Genomic DNA, 21,627 nt, shown 5'->3' on the forward strand with positions numbered 1-21,627 from the left:
TACATGGGAATGCCGCGGGTGGCGCTTTTCGTAGGATGGTGTTGAGCGAAGCGATACCCATCAGCGCAACTGAGCCGGGTGCCGCGCAGCGCCTGATCCCCGGCCCTGTAGGAGCGGGCCCTGCCCGCGATTTCGCGCGCAGGGCGCGCTCCTACATGGGAATGCCGCGGGTGGCGCTTTTCGTAGGATGGCGTTGAGCGAAGCGATACCCATCGCCATGACCGCATGGGGTTCGCAAGCTCAACCCATCCTACGAAGAGCGCCTTGGCGCAATCGCGGAGGAATCCGCGCCGGGGGAATACGCGGCCAAGTCGCGCCAGCTCACGTATAATGGAATTTCAGCCCCTGAAACGAGGCATCGACTGGTGAAAACCCCCAGCCTGGAAGCCAAGAAAGCCTACTGCGCCAAGACCCGTCGTTCCAACTACGCGGCCAGCCTGCGTCTGGAAGGCTACGAAGTTACTGAGAGCGACGCCGCCCGCGAATTGCCCAGCCGCGAAGCGGTCCTGCGCGCCTACCGCAAGCAGGCCTGAGCCTGGACAAGTACGGCGCCGGCCAGGACCCGTACTGCTATCCGGGTACGAGCGTCCTGCGCAATCGCCTCGATCTTCACAGCGATGACCTGCTGTCCCGCGCCGAGCGCGACCTTTCCGAAATCGCCGCCAGCCATCTCGATTTCGAACCGCCGCCTTACGACCTGGCATACCTGAAACGCATCCACCATGCCCTGTTCCAGGACCTCTACGACTGGGCCGGGCAGATTCGCAGCGTGGATATCTCCAAGCGCGACACCCATTTCTGCAACGTCAATCGCATCGAACCGGAGGCCGACAAGATCTTCCGCGCCATGGCGCGAGCCAACTGGTTCGAGGGCCATGAGCGTGAGCGACTGATAGTGGCCGTGGCCGAGCATTACGGCGACCTCAACATGATCCACCCGTTCCGCGAGGGCAATGGCCGGGCCCAGCGCATCCTGTTCGAGCACCTGATCGTCAACGTCGGCTTCGAGGTCAGTTGGTGGGCGGTGGAAGAGAACGAGTGGATTGGCGCCAATATCGACGCAGTGCTCTGCGACTACAGGGCGCTGGAACGCATCTTCGCGCGCTGCATCGGCCAACCCATCGGAACGTAGGGCGGATGACCGTTCGCGGTTATCCGCCGTTGGCGTTGGCGCGGTGGCGGATAACGCCTGGGGCGTTATGCGCCCTACGGTTTCCGCAGATATGAAAAAGCCCGGCGCATGGCCGGGCTTTTTCATGGAGCGAAGGTGAAGGCTTACTTCACTTCCACCGCCAGGCTGTGGGCGATCTTGTCTTTCCAGATCGCCGGGCCGGTGATGTGCACCGACTCGCCGTTGGTGTCGACCGCCACGGTCACCGGCATGTCCTTCACGTCGAACTCGTAGATCGCTTCCATGCCCAGTTCGGCGAAGGCCAGGACCCTGCACTTCTTGATCGCCTGGGCCACCAGGTAGGCGGCGCCGCCGACGGCCATCAGGTACACGGCCTTGTTGTCCTTGATCGCCTCGATGGCGATCGGGCCGCGCTCGGACTTGCCGATCATGCCCAAGAGGCCTGTGCTTTCCAGGATCTGGCGGGTGAACTTGTCCATGCGGGTGGCGGTGGTCGGGCCGGCCGGGCCGACCACTTCGTCGCCTACCGGGTCGACTGGGCCGACGTAGTAGATGAAGCGGCCCTTCAGGTCCACCGGCAGCTCTTCGCCCTTGTTCAGCATGTCGACCATGCGCTTGTGCGCGGCGTCGCGGCCGGTGAGCATCTTGCCGTTGAGCAGCAGGGTCTCGCCCGGCTTCCAGCTCTGCACTTCTTCCGGGGTGATCTTGTCCAGGTCGACGCGGCGCGCGGAGGGGCCGGCTTCCCAGACGATTTCCGGGTAGGCGTCCAGAGGCGGGGCTTCCAGCTCGGCCGGGCCGGAGCCGTCGAGCACGAAGTGGGCGTGACGGGTGGCGGCGCAGTTGGGGATCATGCACACCGGCAGCGAGGCGGCGTGGGTCGGGTAGTCCATGATCTTCACGTCGAGCACGGTGGTCAGGCCGCCCAGGCCCTGGGCGCCGATGCCCAGCTGGTTGACCTTGTCGAACAGCTCCAGGCGCAGTTCCTCGATGCGGTTCTGCGGGCCACGGGCCTTCAGCTCGTGGATGTCGATCGGGTCCATCAGGACTTCCTTCGCCATCACCGCGGCCTTCTCGGCGGTGCCGCCGATGCCGATGCCGAGCATGCCCGGCGGGCACCAGCCGGCGCCCATGGTCGGGACGGTCTTGAGCACCCAGTCGACGATGGAGTCGGACGGGTTGAGCATGGCCATCTTCGACTTGTTCTCGGAGCCGCCGCCCTTGGCCGCGACGTCCACTTCCACGGTGTTGCCCGGGACGATGGAGTAGTGGATCACCGCCGGGGTGTTGTCCTTGGTGTTCTTACGCGCGCCGGCCGGGTCGGCCAGGATGGAGGCGCGCAGGACGTTCTCCGGCAGGTTGTAGGCGCGGCGCACGCCTTCGTTGATCATGTCGTCGACGCTCATGGTGGCGCCGTCCCAGCGCACGTCCATGCCGACGCGGACGAACACGGTGACGATACCGGTGTCCTGGCAGATCGGGCGGTGGCCGGTGGCGCACATGCGCGAGTTGATGAGGATCTGCGCCATGGAATCGCGGGCGGCCGGCGACTCTTCGCGCAGGTAGGCCTCATGCATGGCCTGGATGAAATCGACCGGGTGGTAGTAGGAGATGAACTGCAGGGCATCGGCGACGCTCTGGATGAGGTCGTCTTGCTTGATCACGGCCATGGAGCACGGTCCTCTTCAGGCGGGTATGTCAGGCGGGAATCTCAGGCGGCTAAGCCACGTACACCGAACGCGTCCGGTCAGGCACCGGCGCAAAAAGGGCGCCGTAGTATAGCGCCGTGCCAGGGCCGGGCGCACGCGCCGGCGATCCGACCTTGGTCGGCAGGGGCGGCAAGCGCCCACTTTCCGGTCGGCTAGGCATGCTGTGGCTTTGATAGTAGAGTGAGGGCCAAGTGCCATTACGGGATGGAGCCCCCATGAGCACACCGAGTTCCCCGCTGAAGCAGCGCGCCCTCCAAAAACTATTGTTCAGGCGGTTCGGCATGGCCCTCGGCACCTACGCGATGGCCCTGCTGCTGCTCTGGCTGACCGTGATCGGCGACTTCTACCATGGCTCCCCGGCGTTGGCGCTGGCCGCCACCCTGTGCGCCGTGGCCAGCCAGGCGGTGTTCTTCTGGCTATTCGCCAGCGGCCGCAACCAGCGCTTCGTCGACGCCAGCCTGACCGAGCCGCAGGTGCTGGTGGCGCTGGTCTGGACCACCTTCTTCCTGGCCCATGTCGACAGCGTGCGCGGCACCCTGATGGTGCTTTACGTGCTGATCCTGCTGTTCGGCGTGTTCCAGTTGCAGCCGCGGGTGTTCGCCCGTTGCGCGGGCCTGGCCTTCATCGCCTTCGCCGGCCTCAATCTCTGGGAGGCCTTCCGCCAGCGCCTGCAATTGCCCGGGCAGGCCGTGCTGCAACTGCTGGTGTTGTTCATCGTGCTGGTCTGGCTGACGCTGTTCGCCGGCTACGTGCAGGCCCTGCGCCAGCGCATGCGCCAACGCCGCTACGCGCTGCAGGCGCACCAGGACACCCTGCGCGGGATGATGCGCCAACTGGAAGACCTGGTGGCCACCGACGAACTCACCGGGTTGTTCAACCGCCGGCACTTCCTGCGCCTGGCCGGGCGCGCGCTGGACGATCTGGACGAGGGGCAGCGCCATGGCCTGGCGCTGATCGACCTGGACCACTTCAAGCGCATCAACGACGTCCACGGCCATTCCGCCGGCGACCGTGTGCTGCAGACCTTCGCCGCGGTGGCGCGGGCCTGCCTGCGCGAGGGCGACGTGCTGGCGCGCTACGGCGGCGAGGAGTTCGTGCTGCTGCTGCCCGAGGCCGACAGCGACCGCCTCGCCGCCTGCTGCGAGCGCCTGCGCCAGGCCTATGCGGCGGCCGAGCCGATGGGCGTGGAAGTGCCGGTGCTGAGCCTTTCCGCCGGCATGACGCTGCTGCACAGCGGCGACGATCTCGACGAGGCCTTGCAGCGGGCCGACCAGGCGCTCTACCGTGCCAAACGCAGCGGACGCAATCGCTGCGAGGCGGCATGGGAGGAGAGCGATGCCTGAACTGCGTGCCGGCGGCCGACACTGGGAAGTGGCCACCGGAAGCAACCTGCTGGATGCCCTGCGCGCCGAGGGGATCGCCATTCCCTACAGCTGCCGCGCGGGCAGTTGCCATGCCTGCCTGGTGCGCTGCAGCGGCGGCGAGCTGCTCGACGATCGCCCCGAGGCGCTGGACGCCGCGCGCCGCGCCGAGGGCTGGCGCCTGGCCTGCCAGTGCCGGGTGGTAGCGGACTGCGTCGTCGAGGTCTTCGACCCCCAACGTGACGGCCTGCCGGCGACGGTCGCCGAACTGCACTGGCCGGCGGCGGACATCCTGCGCCTGCGCCTACAGCCGCAACGGCCCTTGCGCTATCGAGCCGGCCAGCACCTGGTGCTGTGGCTGGGCGAGGTGGCGCGGCCCTATTCCCTGGCCAGCCTGCCGGGCGCCGAGCCCTGGCTGGAATTCCACATCGCCTGCCAGGCCCCCGGCGCCTTCTGCGACGCGGCGCGCCAGCTGCGGGTGGGCGACGAACTGCGCCTGGGCGAACTGCGCGGCGGCGCGTTGCATTACGACGCCGAATGGCAGGAGCGACCGCTGCTGCTGATGGCCAGCGGCACCGGCCTGGCACCGCTGTGGGGCATCCTGCGCCAGGCCCTGGCCGAAGGGCACCAGGGGCCGATCCGCCTGCTGCACCTGGCGCGCACGCCGGCCGAGCACTACCTGGCGGCGGAACTGGCGGCGCTGGCCGCGGCCCATCCCGACCTGCAGGTGGCGCTGGCGCTGCCGGCTGATCTGGACGCGCATCTGGCGCAATTCCGCCTTGTCTCGCGGCGAAGCATCGCCTTACTCTGCGGCCAGCCCGCCAGCGTCGAGCGCTTCGCCCGCCACCTGTACCTGGCCGGGGTGCCGCGCGGCCAGACCCTGGCCGACCTGTTCCTCTCCCACGCCTGAGCCGGGCCGCAGAGCCCGGCCGCCACAGCCTGCTGCCAAGGAGTTGCCATGAGCCAACAGATTCTCGTCGAGCGCGAGCAGGGCCTGCTGACCCTGCGCCTGAACCGCGCGGACAAGATGAACGCGCTGACCCGGGAAATGTACGCGGCCCTGGCCGACGCCCTGGAGGCCGCCGAGCACGATCGCGGCGTGCGCGTGGTGCTGATCGCCGGCAACGCCGAGTGCTTCACCGCCGGCAACGACATCCACGATTTCCTCCAGTACCCGCCCAGCGGCCAGGACAGCCCGGTGTTCCGCTTCATGCGCGCGCTGATGGAGTTCAGCAAGCCGGTGCTGGCGGCGGTGGCCGGCCCGGCGGTGGGCATCGGCACCACCCTGCTGCTGCACTGCGACCAGGTCTTCGTGGCCCGCGGCGCCAAGCTGAAGATGCCCTTCGTCAACCTCGGCCTGTGCCCGGAATTCGGCTCCAGCTTCCTGGTGCCGCGCCTGCTCGGCCACGTCCGCGCCGCCAGCCTGCTGATGCGCGGCGACGGCTTCAGCGGTGAACAGGCGGTGGCCTTCGGCATAGCCAACGAGGCCCTGGCCGACGGCGCCGCCGCCCTCGAACATGCCCGCGAAGTGGCCCAGAGCCTGCAGGCCCTGCCGCCGGCGGCCCTGGCGCTGAGCAAGCGTCTGCTCAAGGCGCCGTACATGGACGAGCTGCGCAAGGTGGTGGCGGAAGAGGGCGAACTGTTCGTCCAGCGCCTGAGTTCGCCGGAAGCCCTGGAGGCCCTGAGCGCCTTCACCCAGCGCCGCCAGCCGGACTTCTCGCGCCTCGCCTGAGCTGGCCAGCTGCCCACAGAAACTGTGGGCAGAGCTGTGCATAACCTTGGGGCCAACTGCCCGGGCGCCCGCCGGGCCTGGGTTGGGCGATGTTGTGCGGTATTTGATCCATCGCCCGTTCCGCTGCTGGCCAGGGCCTTCGTAAGTGCCTGATTTGCTGGGATTGTCCTACAGCTGGCCGGTGGGTCGGGTTGTGCGATCAGCGCACGCGGCTTGCCCACAATAACTGTGGGAAGGCCTGTGGATAAGCTTGGGGCGGAAGGGCCGGGGGCGCGTGGTTGCTGGGGTTGGGTGGCGCTGGCGGGGTTTTGACCAACTGACTTGAAGGTGGCCGTGGCGATGGGGGCGCACGCCGGTTGGTCTTGGATGGTGGCTTGGCCGCTGCCCTCTCCCTAACCCTCTCCCTGAAGGGAGAGGGGACTGTTGGGCAGGCGCTGATGTTCTGGAGTCAGCCGGCGACGCCAAAGGTTTCCGGTTGAAACCATTCCTTCTCTCGGCACGGACAAGCCCCCTCTCCCTTCAGGGAGAGGGTTGGGGAGAGGGAGCGGGGCTGGGCGAAAGTAATGAACTACAGGTGACTCCCTCCCCAAAAAACAAAGGCCGCCCAAAGGGCGGCCTCCATCACTCACCATCCCACTCAGACCAACAGGTCCCCCACGTGCAGCACCTTCATGGTGTTGGTGCCGCCCTGGGTGGTGTAGCTGTCGCCCTTGGTCAGGATCACCCAGTCGCCCTTGGTCACCACGCCGCGTTGCAGCAGCGCGTCCACGGCTTCCTGGCTGACGCGCTCCGGCGGCAGCGCGGCGGGGTCGAAGGGGATGGTCTCGACGCCGCGGAACAGCGCCACGCGGGCCTGGGTCTCGCGGTGCGGGGAGTAGGCGAAGATCGGCACCGAGGAGCGGATGCGCGACATGATCAGCGGGGTGTAGCCGCTTTCGGTGAGGCAGATGATCGCCTTGATGCCCGGGAAATGGTTGGCGGTGTACATGGCCGCCAGGGCGATGCTCTCGTCGCAGCGCTCGAAGGTCTGGCCCAGGCGGTGGCTGGATTTCTTGGTGGTCGGGTGCTTTTCCGCGCCCTGGCAGATGCGCGCCATGGCCTGGACAGCTTCGACCGGGTACTCGCCGGCGGCGCTCTCGGCCGAGAGCATCACGGCGTCGGTGTAGTCGAGCACGGCGTTGGCCACGTCCGAGACTTCCGCGCGGGTCGGCATCGGGTTGTGGATCATCGACTCCATCATCTGCGTCGCGGTGATCACCGCCTTGTTGTAGCGGCGGGCGTGCAGGATGATTTTCTTCTGGATGCCGACCAGCTCGGCGTCGCCGATTTCCACGCCGAGGTCGCCGCGGGCCACCATCACCGCGTCGCTGGCGCGGATCAGGTCGTCCAGCGCCTCGTCGTCGGCCACCGCTTCGGCGCGTTCGATCTTGGCCACCAGCCAGGCCTTGCCGCCAGCTTCGGTGAGCAGGCTGCGGGCGTATTCCATGTCCTTGGCGTCACGCGGGAAGGACACGGCGACGTAGTCCAGGTCCATGCTCGCGGCCAGCTTGATGTCGGCCTTGTCCTTTTCGGTCAGGGCCGGCGCGGTCAGGCCGCCGCCGCGGCGGTTGATGCCCTTGTGGTCGGACAGCGGGCCGCCGATCAGCACTTCGCAGACCAGTTCGTCGGCCTTCACCTGCTTCACCACCATGACCACGCGGCCGTCGTCCAGCAGCAGCTCGTCGCCCACGCCGCAGTCCTTGACCAGGTCCGGGTAGTCGATGCCCACGACTTCCTGGGTGCCGGCGTCGCGCGGGTGGCTGGTGGAGAAGCGGAAGCTGTCGCCCACGGCCAGTTCGATGCGCTTGTTGGCGAACTTGGCGATGCGGATCTTCGGCCCTTGCAGGTCGCCGAGCAGGGCGACGAAGCGGCCATGCTTGGCGGCCAGGTCGCGCACCAGTTGGGCGCGGGCACGGTGCTCGTCGGGGGTGCCGTGGGAGAAGTTCAGGCGGGCCACGTCGATCCCGGCGAGGATCAGCTGCTCGAGGACTTTGGGGGACTGGCTGGCTGGGCCGAGGGTGGCGACTATCTTGGTGCGGCGGACGGACATGCGGGACTCCTTGGAAGACGAGCGTGCGGGCCGGCGGCGGGAGCCGGGCCGGCCCGGCGGCCATCTTACCCCTTTTCCGATGACGGTTCGCCTGCCGGCTTGAGCACCAGCAGGTCGCACTCGACTTCTTCCAGCACGCGCTCGGCGGTGTGGCCGATCAGCGCGCTCTCCAGCTGGCCACGGGCCACCGCGCCCATCAGCAGCAGGTCGATGCCCTGGTTGCGGACGAACTCGGGGATCACCTCCTCGGGGAAGCCCTGCAGCAGGTGGGTGTCACCGGCGGCCATGGCCGGATGGGCGGCCATCAGCATGTGCAGGGCCTGGCGGTGGTGCGCTTCGGTGGCCTTCAGGTGTTCGTCGTAGCTGCCCAGCAGCTGGGCGTCGAAGGCCAGGGTCTGCGGCAGCGCCACGTAGGCGTGCAGGTAGCTCGCGTGCAGGCCCAGGCGGCGGTTCAGCTCCAGCGCCGTGGCGATCAGCCGGCGGTCCAGCTTCGCCGGCTTGTCGCCCTCGTGCAGCGGGTCGAGGGCGGCGCACAGCTTGCGCCCTTCCCAGGTGCCGTGGTGGACCAGCCACAGCGGCGTCTCGCAATGGCGGATCAGCTGCCAGTCGGTGTTGGTCAGGAACAGGCGCTTGAGCAGGCCGTGGCGGCTGCTGGACTTGAGCACCAGGTCGGGCTGGTGCTCGGCCACCGTGGCGAGTATCTCGCGGTACAGCGGCTTGCCCCAGCGGGTGTGGCAGCGCACGTCCAGGCCGGCCTGGCGCAGCGGCGCGGCCAGCTTGTCGAGCCAGTCCAGGCGCTCGGCCTGCTGCAGGATGCGCACCCGCTCCAGTTCGTGCTGCGGGACCAGCAGGCCGTTGTCCAGCGCCGGGTTGTAGTCGCACACCAGCAGCGCCACGCCGGCGCCGCTGCGCTCGGCGATCCACTGGGCGCGGGTCAGGGCTGGCTGGTCGTCGCGGGTGGGGTCGATGACCACCAGCAGGTGCTGCAGTTTCATGGTCGGCTCCTCGCTTGGCTGCTGCCATTGCAGTGCAAGCGTAGCCGGCCCGGCTTGACCTGCGTCAGTCGCCGCCCTGGTTCAGCGCCTGGTCCAGGTGGCGCGCGGCCTTGTTCGCCAGCTCGCCGTCGGGGTAGTCCACCAGCAGGTGGCGCAGGTAGCCGATGGCCTTGGCGCGGCTGGGGTGCGGGTTGTCCGGCGCCATGTACATCAGGCCCAGCTGGTACAGCGCCTTCTGCTTGATGTCGGCGGGGATGGCCGGGTCGTTGACCGCCAGCAGGTACAGCTGCTCGGCCTCGGCGACGCGGTCCTTGAGCACCGCGCGGCGCGACAGCAGGGTCATGTCCGTATCCAGGCTGGTCTTGTTCAGGTCGAGGTTCTGCTGCGGTTTCCAGGTGGCCAGCAGCTCGCGGGCGTTCTTCTGCACCGGCTCCTTCGCCCGCTGGCGGATCATCAGGATGCGCGCGTCGGCGTGGCTGGCCGCGGCGGTGCCGGGGAACTCGCGGTCGATGCGCTGGAAGTAGTCCAGGGCCTTGGCGTCGTCGCGCTGGTCGTTGTAGCGGCTCATGTAGATCAGGCCGATCTGGTACAGGGCGATGGCGCGCACGTCCGGGCTGTAGCGGCTATTGTCGTAGCCGCTGAGGTAGAGCCGCTCGGCCTCGGCGCTCTGGTTGTCGCGGATGGCCTGGGCGCTGTAGGTGAGCAGGTCGCCTTCCTCTTCCACCGCGGCGGTCATGCGGTCGCTCTTGAGCTTCTTGTACTCGGCGACTTCGCCGGTGGTGACCTGGGCGACGAACAGCGGGGTGGTCGGCGAGCAGGCGGCCAGCAGGCCCAGCAGGACGGCGAGGGGCAGGGCGGGGTGCAAGCGCATGGCATCTCCTTGGCGCCGGGGCGGGTTCCCTGCGCAGTCTAGTGATGCCCTTCAGCGCGGCCAAGGCGCGCCGATACAGTTCCCAACGGAGGATATGCCCCATGCGAACCCTGTGCATCCTGGCCCTGGCGGCGAGTGTTACCGGCTGCAACAGCTGGTCGACCAACAAGAATCTGGACAACGCCTATCGCGCCTACGAGCGCGGCGATTGCGAGCAGGTGATGCTCGACCTCTCGCGCGCCGAACGCAAGAGCCGCGCGCGGCCCTGGCTGCAGCCGGAGATCTCGATGCTCCGCGGCCTGTGCCTGGAGCGCCAGAAGTACTACGTCGACGCGGCGCAGACCTACGATTTCATCATCGCCCGCTACCCGAGCAGCGAATATGCCTACCGCGCCAAGGCGCGCCTGGAGACGCTGCGCCAGAATGGGCGCCTGGCGGGCGAGGCCGCCCAACCGTTGCCGGTGCGTCCCTGACCGCCGGTCGTTGCCGCCTTGAGCGGGCCCGGGTGCTCGCTAAGCTCAAGAGGCTGCCTTCAAGGAGGAGGTTGCGATGCGTGCGTTGCTGTGCCTGTGCATGGCCCTGGCTCCCTTGCTGGCAGCGGCCGACATCTATCGCTGGACCGATGCCCAGGGCAAGGTGCATTTCAGCGAAACCCCGCCGCCCGGCGCGCAGCGCGTCGAGGTCCGGCCGCAGGTGGTCGAGCGCGATGCCGCCACGCGCGAGCGCGAGGAGCGTACCCGCCAGTTCTACCAGGCGCGCAGCGAGGAGCAGGCCGCGGCGCGCAGCCGTGCCGCCGAGCAGCAGGCCAAGGCGGGCGCCGAGTGCGACCGCCTGCGCGACCAGTTGGCGACCTTGCAGCGCGGAGGTCGCTACTACTCCACAGATACCAAGGGTGAACGCCTCTACTATAGCGACGAGCAGATCGATGCCGCTCGTCGCTCGCTGGCCGAGCGGGTGGCCGAAGGTTGCCGTTAGTGCTGGCCGCAGGGCGGTCGCGCCGTCATACTGGGTAAAACTCATAGCGAATAGCCATTATGCGTCATCAACGACACATAGAGCGCCATCAGCTGCCGTACTACCTGAAGGTGTTCAATAGCATCACCGACAAGCCCATGGGTTACCTGGGCAACGTATCGCTGGACGGCATGCTGCTGATCAGCCAGCTGCCGATGCTGGTGGGCGGGCGATTCGACATGCGCCTGAAGATTCCCGGGCAGGACGGCAAGCTCCAGCACATCGACTTCAGCGGCACCTGCCAGTGGTGCCACGAAGACGTCACGCCGGGCAGCTTCGACTCCGGCTTCAGCCTGGTGGCGCCGCCGGCGGAATACGTCGAGCTGGTCGAAGCGTTGCGCCGTTATTTCAGTTTTCGCCGCCAGGTGGAGTCGGTCTGAGCCGCGGGATGCGCTGAACCGACCTGGGCGGTAGTGAAGGAAAGGGAAACATCGGCAGTACGCGAATGATACGTGTAGGAGCGGGCCCTGCCCGCGATTCGCGCGCAGGGCGCGCTCCTACATGGGCGTGGCGTGTGGGGCGACCCGTAGGAGCGGATCTCATCCGCGAATCGCGCCGATACGCCAGGCTATCGCGGACAAGGTCCGCTCCTACGAGTGCGGGAGAAACGCCGTCGTAGGATGGTGTTGAGCGAAGCGATACCCATCGCCACCGTCGGCCGTGCCACCGGGACGTCCGGCGGGGCCGGTGAATCCAATCGCGGACGGAGTCCGCTCCTACATCCGTGCTTCCCTGGAACCTACGCGCAATGCAGGCGCCGGTCACAGCGTCCCGGCGCGCTTCCAGCCCAGGTAGCGACTGACCAGTTCCGGGCCCAGCTGGCTGGGCCTGGCGTCCAGCACCGGCACGCCGTTGGCCAGCAGTTTCTCGTGCAGGCCGGCGCGGGCGTTCAGGTAGTCCAGGGCGCCGCAGTAGGTCAGCGCTTCCTCGTAGCCCTGCACCGGCGTCTGCCGCAACTGGTCGAGCACTTCCTCGCGCAGGCTGGCGACCAGCACGCGGTGCTGGCGGCCGAGGCGACGCACCGCGCCCAGCAGTTCCTCGTCGTCCTCGTCGCGCAGGTTGGTCACCAGCACCACCAGGGCGCGGCGGCGCTGGCGCGTGAGCAGGGCCTGCACGGCGGCCGCGTAGTCCGCCGGGCGCTGGCTGCTGTCCAGGTCGTAGACGGCGTTGAGCAGCGCGCCCAGCTGGGCGTTGCCCTTGGCCGGCGGCAGGTGGCGCGGCCGCTCGCCGGCGAAGGTCTGCAGGCCCACGGCATCGCCCTGGCGCAGGGCCACGTAGGCCAGCAGCAGGCTGGCGTTGAGGGCGTGGTCGAAGTGCGAGAGGTCGCCGTCTTTGCTGCGCATGTGGCGGCCGCAGTCGAGCAGGAAGAGAATCTGCTGGTCGCGTTCGTCCTGGTATTCGCGGGCGATGGGCGTGCGTTTGCGCGCGGTGGCCTTCCAGTCGATCTGGCGCAGGGTGTCGCCGTCGCGGAATTCGCGCAGCTGGTGGAATTCCAGGCCCAGGCCGCGGCGCTGGCCGGGGCGCACGCCGATGCGGCTGAGCCAGTGGTCCACGGCCATCAGCTCGGCGCCATAGATGCGCGCGAAGTCGGGGTAGACGCGGGTTTCGTCGCGCACCTCGAGGAAGCGCCGGCCGCGCCATAGGCGCAGCGGGCTGGGCAGTTCCAGCTCGCAGCGGGGGAAGACGAAGTGGCCGCGCTGCAGCGGCCGCACGCGGTAGCCGAGCTGGGTGGTCTCGCCCGGGTGCAGTTCTGCGGCCAGGGGCAGGTGCTCGAAGTCCATGCCCGAAGGCAGGTGGTCGAACAGCGTCACCCGCAGGCGCTGATCGAAGTCATGCTGCAGTTGCAGGCGCACCTCGCTCCAGCGCCCCAGCGGCAGGTTGCCGGCCAGTTGGCGTTGCAGGCGCGGGCTGGGCAGGCGGCGCAGCCACAGGGCGTCGCCCAGGGCCAGGCCGAGCAGGGCCAGCAGCAGGCCCCACCACAGCTGTTGCAGCCAGGCCGGCGCCGGGCTGCCCAGGGCCGTGGCGCTGCCCAGGCCGATGGCGGCCAGGGCCAGCGCGGCGAGCAGCGCGAGCAGGACGCGCGATGGCTTCATAGGCGCGGCGCCGGTACCTGGTCGAGCAGCTGTTGCAGCACCTGGTCCACCGACAGGCCTTCGATGTCCAGCTCCGGCGACAGCCGCACGCGGTGGCGCAGCACGGCCAGGGCGCAGCCTTTCACGTCGTCCGGAATCACGAAGTCGCCGCCGCGCAGCAGCGCGCGGGCGCGGGCGCAGCGCACCAGGGCGATGGAGGCGCGGGGCCCCGCGCCCAGGGCCAGGCCTGGCCAGCTGCGGGTGGTGCGGGCGATGCGCACGGCGTAGTCGAGCACCTGGTCGTCGATGGCCAGGTCGGCGGCGATCTTCTGCAGCGCCAGCACGTCCTTGTCCTTGAGCAGCGGGCGCAGCGGCGCCACGTCGAGCATGTCGCTGCGCGCCGAGCGCGTCACCTGGCGCACCAGGGTCTGTTCCTCGGCCTCCTGCGGGTAGTCCATGCGCAGCTTGAGCATGAAGCGGTCCAGCTCGGCCTCGGGCAGCGGGTAGGTGCCTTCCTGCTCGATGGGGTTCTGCGTGGCCAGCACCATGAACGGCTGCGGCACCGGCAGGGCGCGGCCTTCCAGAGTGACCTGGCGTTCCTGCATCACTTCCAGCAGCGCCGCCTGGGTCTTGGCCGGGGCGCGGTTGATCTCGTCGGCCAGCAGCAGGTTGGTGAAGGCCGGGCCCTTGCGCAGCTTGAACTGCTCGCTGGCCAGGTCGTACACGGCGTGGCCGGTGACGTCGCTGGGCATCAGGTCGGGGGTGAACTGGATGCGCGCGAAGGCGCCGTCGAAGCAACGGGCCAGGGCGCGCACCAGGAGCGTCTTGCCCAGCCCCGGCACGCCCTCGACCAGGATGTGGCCGCCGGCGAGCAGGGCGGTGAGCACGTCGTCGATCACCCCGACCTGGCCGATCAGGGCCTTCTGCAGTTCGTGGCGCAGGGCCTGGGCCAGCTGGCTGGCGCGCTGGCGCTGGGCCGCCGGGTTGGCGGACGGGGTGGCGCTGGGTTCGGGCGTCTGTTCGCTCATAGGGCATTCCTGAGGCTTTGCAGGTGGGCGACCTGGCGGGTGAATTCGGCGGCGCTCATGCGCGGCGCCGGGTAGGGCCGCATGGCCTGGCTGATGGCGCTGACCGGCAGGCGCGTCATGCGCCCGAGCAGTTGCCACTGTTCGGCGATCGGCAGGCGTTCGAAGCCCGGCTGGCGCTGCCGCGCGCGGCGCAGCACGTCGCGCTGCAGGCCTTGCACCAGGGCCACGTGGCCGCGCTGGCGGAGCAGGAAGTCGGCGCCGGCGCGCAGGTGTTCCACCAGTTGCCGGCGGGCGCGGCTGGGCACCGGTTGCAGCGGGCCCTGGCGCTGGCCGGCGCGCCACAGCAGCAGCGCCAGCAGCAGGGCGAGGGCGACCAGCGCCTGCGGGTAGTTGCGCAGCAGCAGGTTGAGCAGGCTGTCGCCGTCGGCGCGGTAGACCAGGGTGACGGCGCTGTCCTGGGTCAGGTACCAGAGCAGCCAGGCGTTGTCGTAGGCGTCGAGGTTGGCGGTCTGCCAGATCCAGTTGTCGGTCAGCACCGTGACCAGGCCGTCGCCCAGCTGCAGTTGCAGCAGGTGGGTGGCGTCGTGGCTGTTGGCCCAGGCGTAGGCGAGGTTCTTCGAGTCGTAGAGGTGGTACTCGGTGTCGAAGCCGATGTAGGCCGGGGCCTGCTCGTTCTCCAGGTAGAGCTTGGTCAGGTCCGGGTAGGCGTCGGCGTCCTCTTCTTCGCCGGCCTTGGCCGGGTCCGCCGCGGGGGACGCTGGCTGCTCGACGCCCTTGGGCGGCGGCACCTTGGCCGGCGCCGTGGCCTCGCCATCGGCCTCGGGCTTGTCGGCGCTGGCGCCCTTGTCCAGGTCCTCGGTCAGGTATTGCTGGATGCCCAGTGGGTCGAGCAGCAGGTCGCCGCTCTTGCCATCCTTCTCGTCCCACAGGCGCTCGGCGGTGACGATCAGGTGGCCGCCGCGGCGCGCCCAGTCGAGCAGGGCGCGGTTCTGCGCGGGGGTGACGTTCTCGCGGCCGCCGAGCAGGATCAGGGTGTGGCCCTGGCTGGGGAGGTTGTCGAGCACTTCCAGGCCCTTGGCGCTGTCGACCCGCAGGCCGCGGCCGCGGAGGAAGCGTTCGGCGGCCAGGTAGGGATTGGCCCGCACCTCGGGGGAGGGGCCGTGTTCGATCTTCTCCGGGTAGGGCCGCAGGTTCTGGTACAGGTACCAGGCCACGGCGGCGCCGACCAGCAGCACCAGCACGCCGAGCAGCCAGCGGGTGGAGCGGCTCATGCCGGCGCTCCCGGGCCGAACAGCCGGCGCCAGCCGTCGCACAGCGCCTGGCGCAGCTCGCCGGGCGGCGGGCGGTGGCCGTAGGCGAGGGCCTGCCAGTGGCCGGTCAGCTCCCGCGCGTAGCTGTCCAGCTCGGGCTGCTGCAGGCCTTCAACCTGGCTCAGCACTTCGCCTTCGGTGCTGGAGTCGCGCAGCGGCACCCGGTAGTCGTGCAGCAGGCGGCTGAGCAGGGCGCGGTAGAGCAGGCCCAGCGCCGCGCGGGGCTGCTCGTCCCAGAGCCGCTCGGCGGCGCTGGCGACGTCCTCGGGCAGGCTTTCCGGCGCCAGTTCCAGGCCGAACAGCACCGCCGGCGCCTCGCGCGGGGCCTTCTGCGGCAGGCCCAGGCGGGAGGCGAACAGGCGCAGCCATTCGCGGTAGCGCCACAGCAGCAGGACCACGGCGGCGATCAGCGCGGCCCACAGCAGCGTCTGCAGCGATTGCAGGATCAGGCCCAGCGGCCGCCAGTGGGCCAGGGCGTCGAAGAAGGCCTTGAGGTCGTCCTCGTTGCCCTTGCCGGCCTTCTCCTTGGGCGGTTCGCCCAGGCGCCAGCGGGTGACCGTCTCGCTGTTGCGGAAGGGCGGGGCGTCGAGCAGGGCGTCGACGGCCTGGCGCGACTGCTCGCTGGTCAGCTTCTGGTGCAGCAGGCGCGCGGCTTCGGGGCCGTTCGGGTCCTGGTTGGGCAGCGGGCAGCTGGTGGCGCTTTCCGCGGCCCAGGGCGCGCTGCCGGGCAGCATCGCCAGGGCGCCGGCGCACACCAGCAGCAGGGCGTAGGCGCTGCCGACCAGGCGCTGGCGCAGGCGGCGGAACACCAGTTCGATGTCCCAGGCCTCCAGCTCGGTGCGGCGGTTGAGGTAGAGGGTGAAGCCGCAGGCCACGTAGACCGGCTCCCAGACCACCAGGACCAGCGCGTAGAGCAGGTTGGACAGGTGCTCCAGCCATTGCCAGTCGCCTTGCAGGGCATCCAGCAGGGCCTGCCATTTCCAGTCCGACAGCCATTGCTGCGGCAGCATCAGGTAGAGCAGCGCCATCAGCCCCAGGTACAGGGCCAGCTCGAAGTGCATGCCGACCACCGTCAGCCAGGTGGCGCCGCCGGCGTTGCGCTGGCCCAGCACCACCAGGCGCTGGCTGCGCGCCTGGCCGGCCAGGCCCTCCAGTTGCAGCACCGGCAGGTCGAAGCTGCGCGTCGGGCTGAAGCGCCGCCACAGCAGGCTGGGCAGCAGCTGGCGCCACAGCAGGCCGGGGAAGGCGCGCAGGGCTTCGCGCAGCGTCGGGGTGTCGGCGAACAGGGCGCGGGAGAGGATGTACAGCGGCAGGCGCTCGAAGGCCGGCTTCAGCCACCAGAAGATCAGGATGGCCAGGCTGGAGTAGTCCCACAGCAGCAGGCTGAGCACGGCGAACACCGGCAGCGTGACCATCGCCCAGCTGGCCATCAGCAGCCCGGCATGCCGTCGCGCCAGGAGCACGCCGAGGTCCAGCGCCTCCCAGGCGCTGCGCGGGCGGATCGCCACGCTGGCGTCAGTCAGGCGCATGGCGTTGGCGTCCGGCGAACAGGAAGTAGCTGCCGACCAGCAGCCAGAGCGCGGCGCCGACGCCGTACTTGACCGTGGCCGGGAAGCGCGTGAGCGAGGACCAGTAGCCCTCGACGAAGGCGGCGACGAGCAGCAGCAGGATCACCCCGGCGACCAGCTGGATGGCCTTGGCCGCGGCCTGGCGCAACGCCTCGCCGCGGCTCAGGCGCCCCGGGGCGAGCAGCGCCCAGCCGAGCTTGAGCCCGGCGGCGCCGGCGAAGGTGACGGCGGTCAGCTCGAAGGCGCCGTGACCGATGACGAAGGACCAGAAGGTCTGCACGTAGCCGATCTGCGTCAGGTGGCCGGCCACCGCGCCTATCATCAGGCCGTTGAAGAACAGGAAGAACAGGCTGCCCAGGCCGAACAGCAGGCCGCTGGCGAAGGTCTGGAAGGCGATGCCGATGTTGTTCATCACGTAGAAGGCGAACATCTGCCAGTTGTCCCCGGCGCCGCGCTCGCCCAGCGGGCCCAGGCGCGCGGCGTCGGGGGCGTACATGCTTTCCATCTCCGCCACCCGTTCGGCGCTGAGCACGCTGTAGACCAGGTCGGGGAAGCAGTACACCAGCACGCCCATGAGCAGCAGGGTGCCGTAGAACAGCAGGCTGGCGACGGCGATGGCGCGCCACTCTTCGCGCACCAGGCGCGGGAAGCCGGCCAGCAGGAAGCCGATCAGCCGCGAGCCGAGGTGGCTGCGGTGGCGGTAGAACTGCTGGTGGCCGCGCATGGCCAGCTGCTGCAGGTGGTCGATCAGGTGGCTGCTGTAGCCGCGGTCCTGGGCCAGGGCCAGTTGCTGGCAGAGGCTGCGGTAGTCGCTGGCGAAGTCGCCGTCGCGGGTGGATTCCTCGCGCTTGCCGCTCTCCAACTGCTCCAGGCGCTTGGCGAAGCGTTTCCAGTCGTTGCGGTGGCGCTGCTCGAACAGGCTCTGCTTCATGGCGCCAGGCCTCCGCCGAGCAGGCCGCTGGCGATGCCGGCCAGGCGCGCCTCGGCCTGTTCCGCGGGCACGCCCAGGGGCTCGGCGAGAATCCCCGCCAGCTCCTCGCGGCGCGCCGCCGACAGGCCCGTGGCGCGCTCGCTGAAGCCGGTGACGGCGCGCTGCTCGGCCAGGCTCAGCGGGCACGGCGGCAGTTGCGGCGGCACCTGGGGAACCGGCGGCCGGCTCGGTGGCGGGTCGCGGTAGATCACCAGGGTGCCGGCGGCCAGGTCGCCCAGGCGCTTGAACGCCGGGTTGGACAGGCAGGCCAGCAGGCCCAGGGTGTAGCCGAAGGGCAGGATGTCGGCGAAGCGCAGCAGGTTGCGCAGCAGCGAGGCGGACCAGCCGACCGGCGTGCCGTCGTCGTGGACCACGCGCAGGCCCATGACCTGCTTGCCGGGCGAACGCCCCTGGTTGAGCACTTCGAACAGGACCATGTACCACCAGGTGACGAGGAAGGTGAGCAACAGGCCAAGGCCGGTGCCCAGTTGGCCGAGGAAGGCCAGCAGGATGTACATCACCAGCATCAGCAGCACGCGGATGCCCAGGTCGATCAGGTAGGCCAGGGCGCGGGCCACCGGCCCGGCCGGGCGCAGCAGCAGGTCGATGCCTTCCGGGGTTTCCACCTGGTAGCGGGTGTCCAGCGGTGGGCTGGCGGGGCGTGGTGGCGCGGCGGCGATCAAGGGCGTTGGCAGTCGCTAGAGGGAAAGTCCGATGCTAGCCAGCGCCGCCCTGCTAGGCAACCAGGGCGGCGGGCAATTCCGGGCTGTTTCTCAGTTGGCCGGCGGCAAGACGCCGAAGATGGTGCGGTAGAGCACGCCGATGGCGATGAAGGCCAGCGGCAGCGTCCAGACCAGGCCGATGCCCAGGGGGATGGCGCTGAGCAGGAGCATGAGGCCGAGGGTGAAGAACAGCCCGAAGACCTTGAACCAGTGCTGGCTGATGGCCTTGCGCGAGGCCTCCATGGCTTGCCAGGGCGATAGACCGCGCTCGGCCACCAGGGGAACCGCCAGGGCGTAGGCGACCCCCAGGTAGATGCCCGGCAGCAACAGCAGCAGGATGCCCAGATAGAACAGTGCGCTCACCGCCAGGGCGGTCAGGAAGATCGGTGTGAAGCGGCTGAAGTAGACGAAGATTTCGTTGATGGTCGTGGGCTGGCCGGCGGCGCGGCGGATGCCGATCATGTTCAGCCCGACCAGTAGCGGGGAACAGAGGGCACTGGAGATGACACCGACGCTGACCTCCAGCGCCTCGTTGCCGAGCGGCGCCGCACCGCCCATGGCGAGGTGGGCGAAAGACAGGATGAAGCCCAGGACGAAGCCGGTCAGGTTGACCGCCACAAAGTAGACGATGGCGCCGGCGATCAGGGTGCCCTTGCTGCCTTTGACGAGGCGCCAGGCCTCGTTGATCAGCCCGTCGACGCTGAAGTTATAGCCGCGTGCCAGGGCCTCCTCGATGCCGGGGGCGCTCGGCCCCGAGGCTGGCTGCTGCAACTGGCTGGCCGGTGTCGCGTAGGGGTTCTGTTCGAATTCCTGGTTCATATGAGCCAATCCCTGGTGATGTGAAAGAAACCGCGCCTACACCATAACCCATACCGAGGTTCCGGGCAGCCCGCAGGGGGATGGTAGACTGCCCGGCCAGGCCAAGGGAGAGCGTCATGACCGCCAGCATCTTCTGGTACGACTACGAGACCACCGGCATCGACCCACGCCGCGACCGCCCGTTGCAGGTCGCCGGCATCCGCACCGACGAGGCGCTCAACGAGATCGAGGCGCCGCTGAATTTCTATTGCCGCCCCAGCGACGACATCCTGCCGCACCCGGCAGCCTGTCTGATCACCGGCATCACCCCGCAGCGCCTGGAAGAGCAGGGCCTGGGCGAAGCCGAGTTCATGACCCGCCTGCACGCCGAGCTGTCGCGCCCGGGCACCTGCGTGGCCGGCTACAACACCCTGCGCTTCGACGACGAAGTCACGCGCTACAGCCTCTACCGCAACTTCTTCGACCCCTATGCCCGCGAATGGCAGGGCGGCAACAGTCGCTGGGACCTCATCGACCTGGTGCGCACCGCCTACGCGCTGCGCCCGGAAGGCATCCAGTGGCCGCTGAACGACGAGGGCGTGGTCACCCTGAAGCTGGAGCGCCTGACCGAGGCCAACGGCCTGGAGCACGGCCAGGCCCACGACGCCCTGTCCGACGTGCGCGCGACCATCGCCATGGCCCGGCTGCTCCGCCAGCGCCAGCCCAAGCTCTACGACTTCCTCTACCGCCTGCGCGGCAAGCACGCGGTGCTCGACCAGGTGCAGCTGCTCAAGCCGCTGGTGCACGTGTCCGGGCGTTTCTCGGCGGCGCGCAGCTTCCTGTCGCTGGTGCTGCCGCTGGCCTGGCACCCGCGCAACCGCAACGCCCTGATCGTCTGCGACCTGGGGCTGGACCCGGCGCCGTTGCTGGAACTGGACGCCGAGACCCTGCGCCAGCGCCTGTACACCCGCCGCGAGGAGCTGGGCGAGGGCGAGTTGCCGGTGCCGCTGAAGCTGGTGCACGTCAACCGCTGCCCGGTGCTGGCGCCGCTGGCGGTGTTGCGCGAGCAGGACCAGGCGCGCCTGGGCATCGACCTGGCGGTCTGGCAGGCGCGCGCGCAGGTGCTGGTCGAGGGCAAGCCGCAGTGGCAGGACAAGCTGGCCGCGATATATGAACAAGAGAACTTCCCCGGCGTCGCCGATCCGGAACAGCAGCTATATGACGGGTTTATCGGCGACCGTGACCGGCGGCTCTGCGAACAGGTACGCCAGGCGGACCCCGTGCGTCTGGGACGAGAACAATGGCCATTCGACGATCCGCGCCTGGTGGAACTTCTGTTCCGTTATCGCGCGCGGAATTTTCCGGAAACTTTGTCTACGGCCGAGCAGGAACAATGGCGGGAGTTCTGTCGTTGCCGGCTGATGCTCGACGAGTACGGCGCGCCCAATACCCTGGCGAACTTCGAAGTGGCTCTGGCCGAACAGCTCGAAAATACTGGGCTGCAGGGTAGGGCATTGCTGCAGGAGTGGCAGGCATATGCCGCGGCCTTGCGTCAGCGTTATTGCCTTTAGTGTTCCGCGAGTTCTTCGCGGGCAATAAAAAACGCCAGCCGAAGCTGGCGTTTTCGCAATGCGCGTGACGCGGCGGGGGGCTCAGCCCAGCAGGGTGGCCCAGCTCTCGACGGTGTCGGCGCCCCACTTGGCCTTCCATTCCTTGAGCGTCTTGTGGTTGCCGCCCTTGGTTTCGATGACTTCGCCGTTATGCGGGTTCTTGTATTGCTTGACCTTGCGCGCGCGCTTGCTGCCGGTGGCCTTGGCGGCACGCGGGGCCTTGCTCAGTTTGGCGTCCGGATCGAGCAGCGCGAGGATGTCGCGCAGGGACTTGCCATAGCTGCCCATGAGCGTGCGGAGTTTCTCTTCGAACTCCAGTTCCTTCTTCAGCTTGTCGTCCTTTTCCAGGGACTTGAGGCGCTCTTGAAGTTCCTTGATGGCTTCTTCGGTGGCGCGGTACTCATTGATCAGTGACATGTCGGCGTACCTTGTCTTGAGGTCAAGCGTTGCTGGAATATTAGTACTCCCAATAATAGTCAGCCGATTTGTTCGAGTAAACCATTGGATAAAGTTTTCTGGCTACTTAACGTAATATTTAAGTTGCTTCGATAGACGTATTGTCCGCGCACTTAAATCAGGACCTGTCCGAATGTCCCTTGGCGGCGGTCGCGGTTTTCCCGGGCAGCCGCTAGAATGGCGGCCTTCGCGA

At 68.6% G+C, this 21,627-nt stretch carries 21 protein-coding genes; 9 read left to right on the forward strand and 12 right to left on the reverse strand.

Annotated features, from left to right (window positions below; genetic code table 11):
* The first annotated feature begins 365 nt into the window (after positions 1-365).
* Together PM1_RS04175 and PM1_RS04180 are read left to right on the forward strand one after the other, a co-directional pair.
* Positions 366-533: a YhfG family protein gene (locus PM1_RS04175; protein ID WP_009615782.1), complete on the forward strand. Its 168-nt coding sequence runs from the start codon at positions 366-368 to the stop codon at positions 531-533.
* Between the two features lie 2 nt (positions 534-535).
* Positions 536-1,132, forward strand: coding sequence for a putative adenosine monophosphate-protein transferase Fic (locus PM1_RS04180; RefSeq protein WP_024128435.1), 597 nt, complete (start codon positions 536-538; stop codon positions 1,130-1,132).
* 143 nt (positions 1,133-1,275) lie between these two features.
* Here PM1_RS04180 and PM1_RS04185 read toward each other — a convergent pair whose 3' ends face one another.
* Complete coding sequence (locus tag PM1_RS04185) at positions 1,276-2,799, reverse strand: fumarate hydratase (protein ID WP_009615786.1); 1,524 nt, start codon at positions 2,797-2,799, stop codon at positions 1,276-1,278.
* A gap of 254 nt (positions 2,800-3,053) precedes the next feature.
* Between PM1_RS04185 and PM1_RS04190 the strand changes: the two genes are divergently transcribed.
* From PM1_RS04190 to PM1_RS04200, 3 genes are read left to right on the forward strand one after another with little or no spacing between them, the layout of a single operon-like run.
* Positions 3,054-4,181 carry a GGDEF domain-containing protein gene (locus PM1_RS04190; RefSeq protein ID WP_009615788.1) on the forward strand — a complete coding sequence of 376 codons (1,128 nt, stop codon included), beginning with the start codon at positions 3,054-3,056 and terminating at the stop codon, positions 4,179-4,181.
* Positions 4,174-5,109 (forward strand): iron-sulfur-binding ferredoxin reductase, encoded by a 936-nt coding sequence (locus tag PM1_RS04195; RefSeq protein ID WP_009615790.1) that lies wholly within the window; start codon positions 4,174-4,176, stop codon positions 5,107-5,109. Before PM1_RS04190 ends, PM1_RS04195 begins: the two co-directional genes overlap by 8 nt.
* A gap of 48 nt (positions 5,110-5,157) precedes the next feature.
* On the forward strand, positions 5,158-5,931 hold the full coding sequence (locus tag PM1_RS04200) for an enoyl-CoA hydratase (protein ID WP_009615792.1): 774 nt from the start codon (positions 5,158-5,160) through the stop codon (positions 5,929-5,931).
* A gap of 637 nt (positions 5,932-6,568) precedes the next feature.
* Here PM1_RS04200 and pyk read toward each other — a convergent pair.
* The 3 genes from pyk to PM1_RS04215 form a co-directional block, all read right to left on the reverse strand.
* Positions 6,569-8,020 carry a pyruvate kinase gene (gene pyk / locus PM1_RS04205; RefSeq protein WP_009615793.1) on the reverse strand — a complete coding sequence of 484 codons (1,452 nt, stop codon included), beginning with the start codon at positions 8,018-8,020 and terminating at the stop codon, positions 6,569-6,571.
* Between the two features lie 65 nt (positions 8,021-8,085).
* Positions 8,086-9,015, reverse strand: a complete 930-nt coding sequence (locus PM1_RS04210; protein WP_009615795.1) for a universal stress protein — start codon at positions 9,013-9,015, stop codon at positions 8,086-8,088.
* A 64-nt stretch (positions 9,016-9,079) separates the two neighbouring features.
* Positions 9,080-9,886 (reverse strand): tetratricopeptide repeat protein, encoded by an 807-nt coding sequence (locus PM1_RS04215; RefSeq protein WP_009615797.1) that lies wholly within the window; start codon positions 9,884-9,886, stop codon positions 9,080-9,082.
* Positions 9,887-9,987: 101 nt separating this feature from the next.
* Between PM1_RS04215 and PM1_RS04220 the strand changes: the two genes are divergently transcribed.
* The 3 genes from PM1_RS04220 (at position 9,988) to PM1_RS04230 (ending at position 11,280) form a co-directional block, all read left to right on the forward strand.
* On the forward strand, positions 9,988-10,359 hold the full coding sequence (locus PM1_RS04220; protein WP_009615799.1) for a tetratricopeptide repeat protein: 372 nt from the start codon (positions 9,988-9,990) through the stop codon (positions 10,357-10,359).
* Between the two features lie 76 nt (positions 10,360-10,435).
* Entirely contained in the window at positions 10,436-10,861 is a 426-nt protein-coding gene (locus PM1_RS04225; protein WP_009615806.1) for a DUF4124 domain-containing protein, read from the forward strand.
* Positions 10,862-10,920: 59 nt separating this feature from the next.
* The gene (locus PM1_RS04230; protein ID WP_009615807.1) at positions 10,921-11,280 is read left to right on the forward strand and encodes a PilZ domain-containing protein; all 360 of its coding nucleotides are present in this window, start codon (positions 10,921-10,923) and stop codon (positions 11,278-11,280) included.
* A gap of 381 nt (positions 11,281-11,661) precedes the next feature.
* On the opposite strand, the gene PM1_RS04235 is transcribed toward PM1_RS04230, so the two are convergent.
* The 7 genes from PM1_RS04235 to PM1_RS04265 all read right to left on the reverse strand — a co-directional run bounded on the left by PM1_RS04235 (position 11,662) and on the right by PM1_RS04265 (position 19,389).
* On the reverse strand, positions 11,662-12,993 hold the full coding sequence (locus tag PM1_RS04235) for a DUF58 domain-containing protein (protein WP_009615808.1): 1,332 nt from the start codon (positions 12,991-12,993) through the stop codon (positions 11,662-11,664).
* Positions 12,990-14,000, reverse strand: coding sequence for an AAA family ATPase (locus tag PM1_RS04240; protein WP_009615810.1), 1,011 nt, complete (start codon positions 13,998-14,000; stop codon positions 12,990-12,992). The genes PM1_RS04235 and PM1_RS04240 overlap by 4 nt, the downstream gene beginning before the upstream one ends.
* Positions 13,997-15,271 carry a DUF4350 domain-containing protein gene (locus tag PM1_RS04245; RefSeq protein ID WP_009615813.1) on the reverse strand — a complete coding sequence of 425 codons (1,275 nt, stop codon included), beginning with the start codon at positions 15,269-15,271 and terminating at the stop codon, positions 13,997-13,999. The genes PM1_RS04240 and PM1_RS04245 overlap by 4 nt, the downstream gene beginning before the upstream one ends.
* On the reverse strand, positions 15,268-16,839 hold the full coding sequence (locus PM1_RS04250) for a DUF4129 domain-containing protein (protein WP_009615815.1): 1,572 nt from the start codon (positions 16,837-16,839) through the stop codon (positions 15,268-15,270). Before PM1_RS04250 ends, PM1_RS04245 begins: the two co-directional genes overlap by 4 nt.
* The gene (locus PM1_RS04255) at positions 16,826-17,809 is read right to left on the reverse strand and encodes a stage II sporulation protein M (protein WP_009615817.1); all 984 of its coding nucleotides are present in this window, start codon (positions 17,807-17,809) and stop codon (positions 16,826-16,828) included. Before PM1_RS04255 ends, PM1_RS04250 begins: the two co-directional genes overlap by 14 nt.
* Entirely contained in the window at positions 17,806-18,531 is a 726-nt protein-coding gene (locus PM1_RS04260) for an RDD family protein (protein ID WP_009615824.1), read from the reverse strand. Before PM1_RS04260 ends, PM1_RS04255 begins: the two co-directional genes overlap by 4 nt.
* Before the next feature lie 90 nt (positions 18,532-18,621).
* A complete protein-coding gene (locus tag PM1_RS04265) occupies positions 18,622-19,389 on the reverse strand; it encodes a hypothetical protein (RefSeq protein ID WP_009615825.1) in 768 nt (255 codons plus the stop codon).
* Between the two features lie 116 nt (positions 19,390-19,505).
* Between PM1_RS04265 and sbcB the strand changes: the two genes are divergently transcribed.
* Positions 19,506-20,939, forward strand: a complete 1,434-nt coding sequence (sbcB, locus tag PM1_RS04270) for an exodeoxyribonuclease I (protein WP_009615826.1) — start codon at positions 19,506-19,508, stop codon at positions 20,937-20,939.
* 81 nt (positions 20,940-21,020) lie between these two features.
* On the opposite strand, the gene mvaT is transcribed toward sbcB, so the two are convergent.
* On the reverse strand, positions 21,021-21,395 hold the full coding sequence (mvaT, locus tag PM1_RS04275; RefSeq protein ID WP_009615827.1) for a histone-like nucleoid-structuring protein MvaT: 375 nt from the start codon (positions 21,393-21,395) through the stop codon (positions 21,021-21,023).
* Positions 21,396-21,627: the final 232 nt, after the last annotated feature.

Source organism: Pseudomonas sp. M1 (assembly GCF_022760135.1).
Classification (GTDB): Bacteria; Pseudomonadota; Gammaproteobacteria; order Pseudomonadales; family Pseudomonadaceae; genus Pseudomonas; species Pseudomonas citronellolis.

Coding starts and splice junctions, on each gene's coding strand:
- PM1_RS04185 (WP_009615786.1), bottom strand. CDS start 2,799: ATGGCCGTGATCAAGCAAGACGACCTCATCCAGAGCGTCGCCGATGCC.
- PM1_RS04190 (WP_009615788.1), top strand. CDS start 3,054: ATGAGCACACCGAGTTCCCCGCTGAAGCAGCGCGCCCTCCAAAAACTA.
- PM1_RS04195 (WP_009615790.1), top strand. CDS start 4,174: ATGCCTGAACTGCGTGCCGGCGGCCGACACTGGGAAGTGGCCACCGGA.
- PM1_RS04200 (WP_009615792.1), top strand. CDS start 5,158: ATGAGCCAACAGATTCTCGTCGAGCGCGAGCAGGGCCTGCTGACCCTG.
- pyk (WP_009615793.1), bottom strand. CDS start 8,020: ATGTCCGTCCGCCGCACCAAGATAGTCGCCACCCTCGGCCCAGCCAGC.
- PM1_RS04210 (WP_009615795.1), bottom strand. CDS start 9,015: ATGAAACTGCAGCACCTGCTGGTGGTCATCGACCCCACCCGCGACGAC.
- PM1_RS04215 (WP_009615797.1), bottom strand. CDS start 9,886: ATGCGCTTGCACCCCGCCCTGCCCCTCGCCGTCCTGCTGGGCCTGCTG.
- PM1_RS04220 (WP_009615799.1), top strand. CDS start 9,988: ATGCGAACCCTGTGCATCCTGGCCCTGGCGGCGAGTGTTACCGGCTGC.
- PM1_RS04225 (WP_009615806.1), top strand. CDS start 10,436: ATGCGTGCGTTGCTGTGCCTGTGCATGGCCCTGGCTCCCTTGCTGGCA.
- PM1_RS04230 (WP_009615807.1), top strand. CDS start 10,921: ATGCGTCATCAACGACACATAGAGCGCCATCAGCTGCCGTACTACCTG.
- PM1_RS04235 (WP_009615808.1), bottom strand. CDS start 12,993: ATGAAGCCATCGCGCGTCCTGCTCGCGCTGCTCGCCGCGCTGGCCCTG.
- PM1_RS04240 (WP_009615810.1), bottom strand. CDS start 14,000: ATGAGCGAACAGACGCCCGAACCCAGCGCCACCCCGTCCGCCAACCCG.
- PM1_RS04245 (WP_009615813.1), bottom strand. CDS start 15,271: ATGAGCCGCTCCACCCGCTGGCTGCTCGGCGTGCTGGTGCTGCTGGTC.
- PM1_RS04250 (WP_009615815.1), bottom strand. CDS start 16,839: ATGCGCCTGACTGACGCCAGCGTGGCGATCCGCCCGCGCAGCGCCTGG.
- PM1_RS04255 (WP_009615817.1), bottom strand. CDS start 17,809: ATGAAGCAGAGCCTGTTCGAGCAGCGCCACCGCAACGACTGGAAACGC.
- PM1_RS04265 (WP_009615825.1), bottom strand. CDS start 19,389: ATGAACCAGGAATTCGAACAGAACCCCTACGCGACACCGGCCAGCCAG.
- sbcB (WP_009615826.1), top strand. CDS start 19,506: ATGACCGCCAGCATCTTCTGGTACGACTACGAGACCACCGGCATCGAC.
- mvaT (WP_009615827.1), bottom strand. CDS start 21,395: ATGTCACTGATCAATGAGTACCGCGCCACCGAAGAAGCCATCAAGGAA.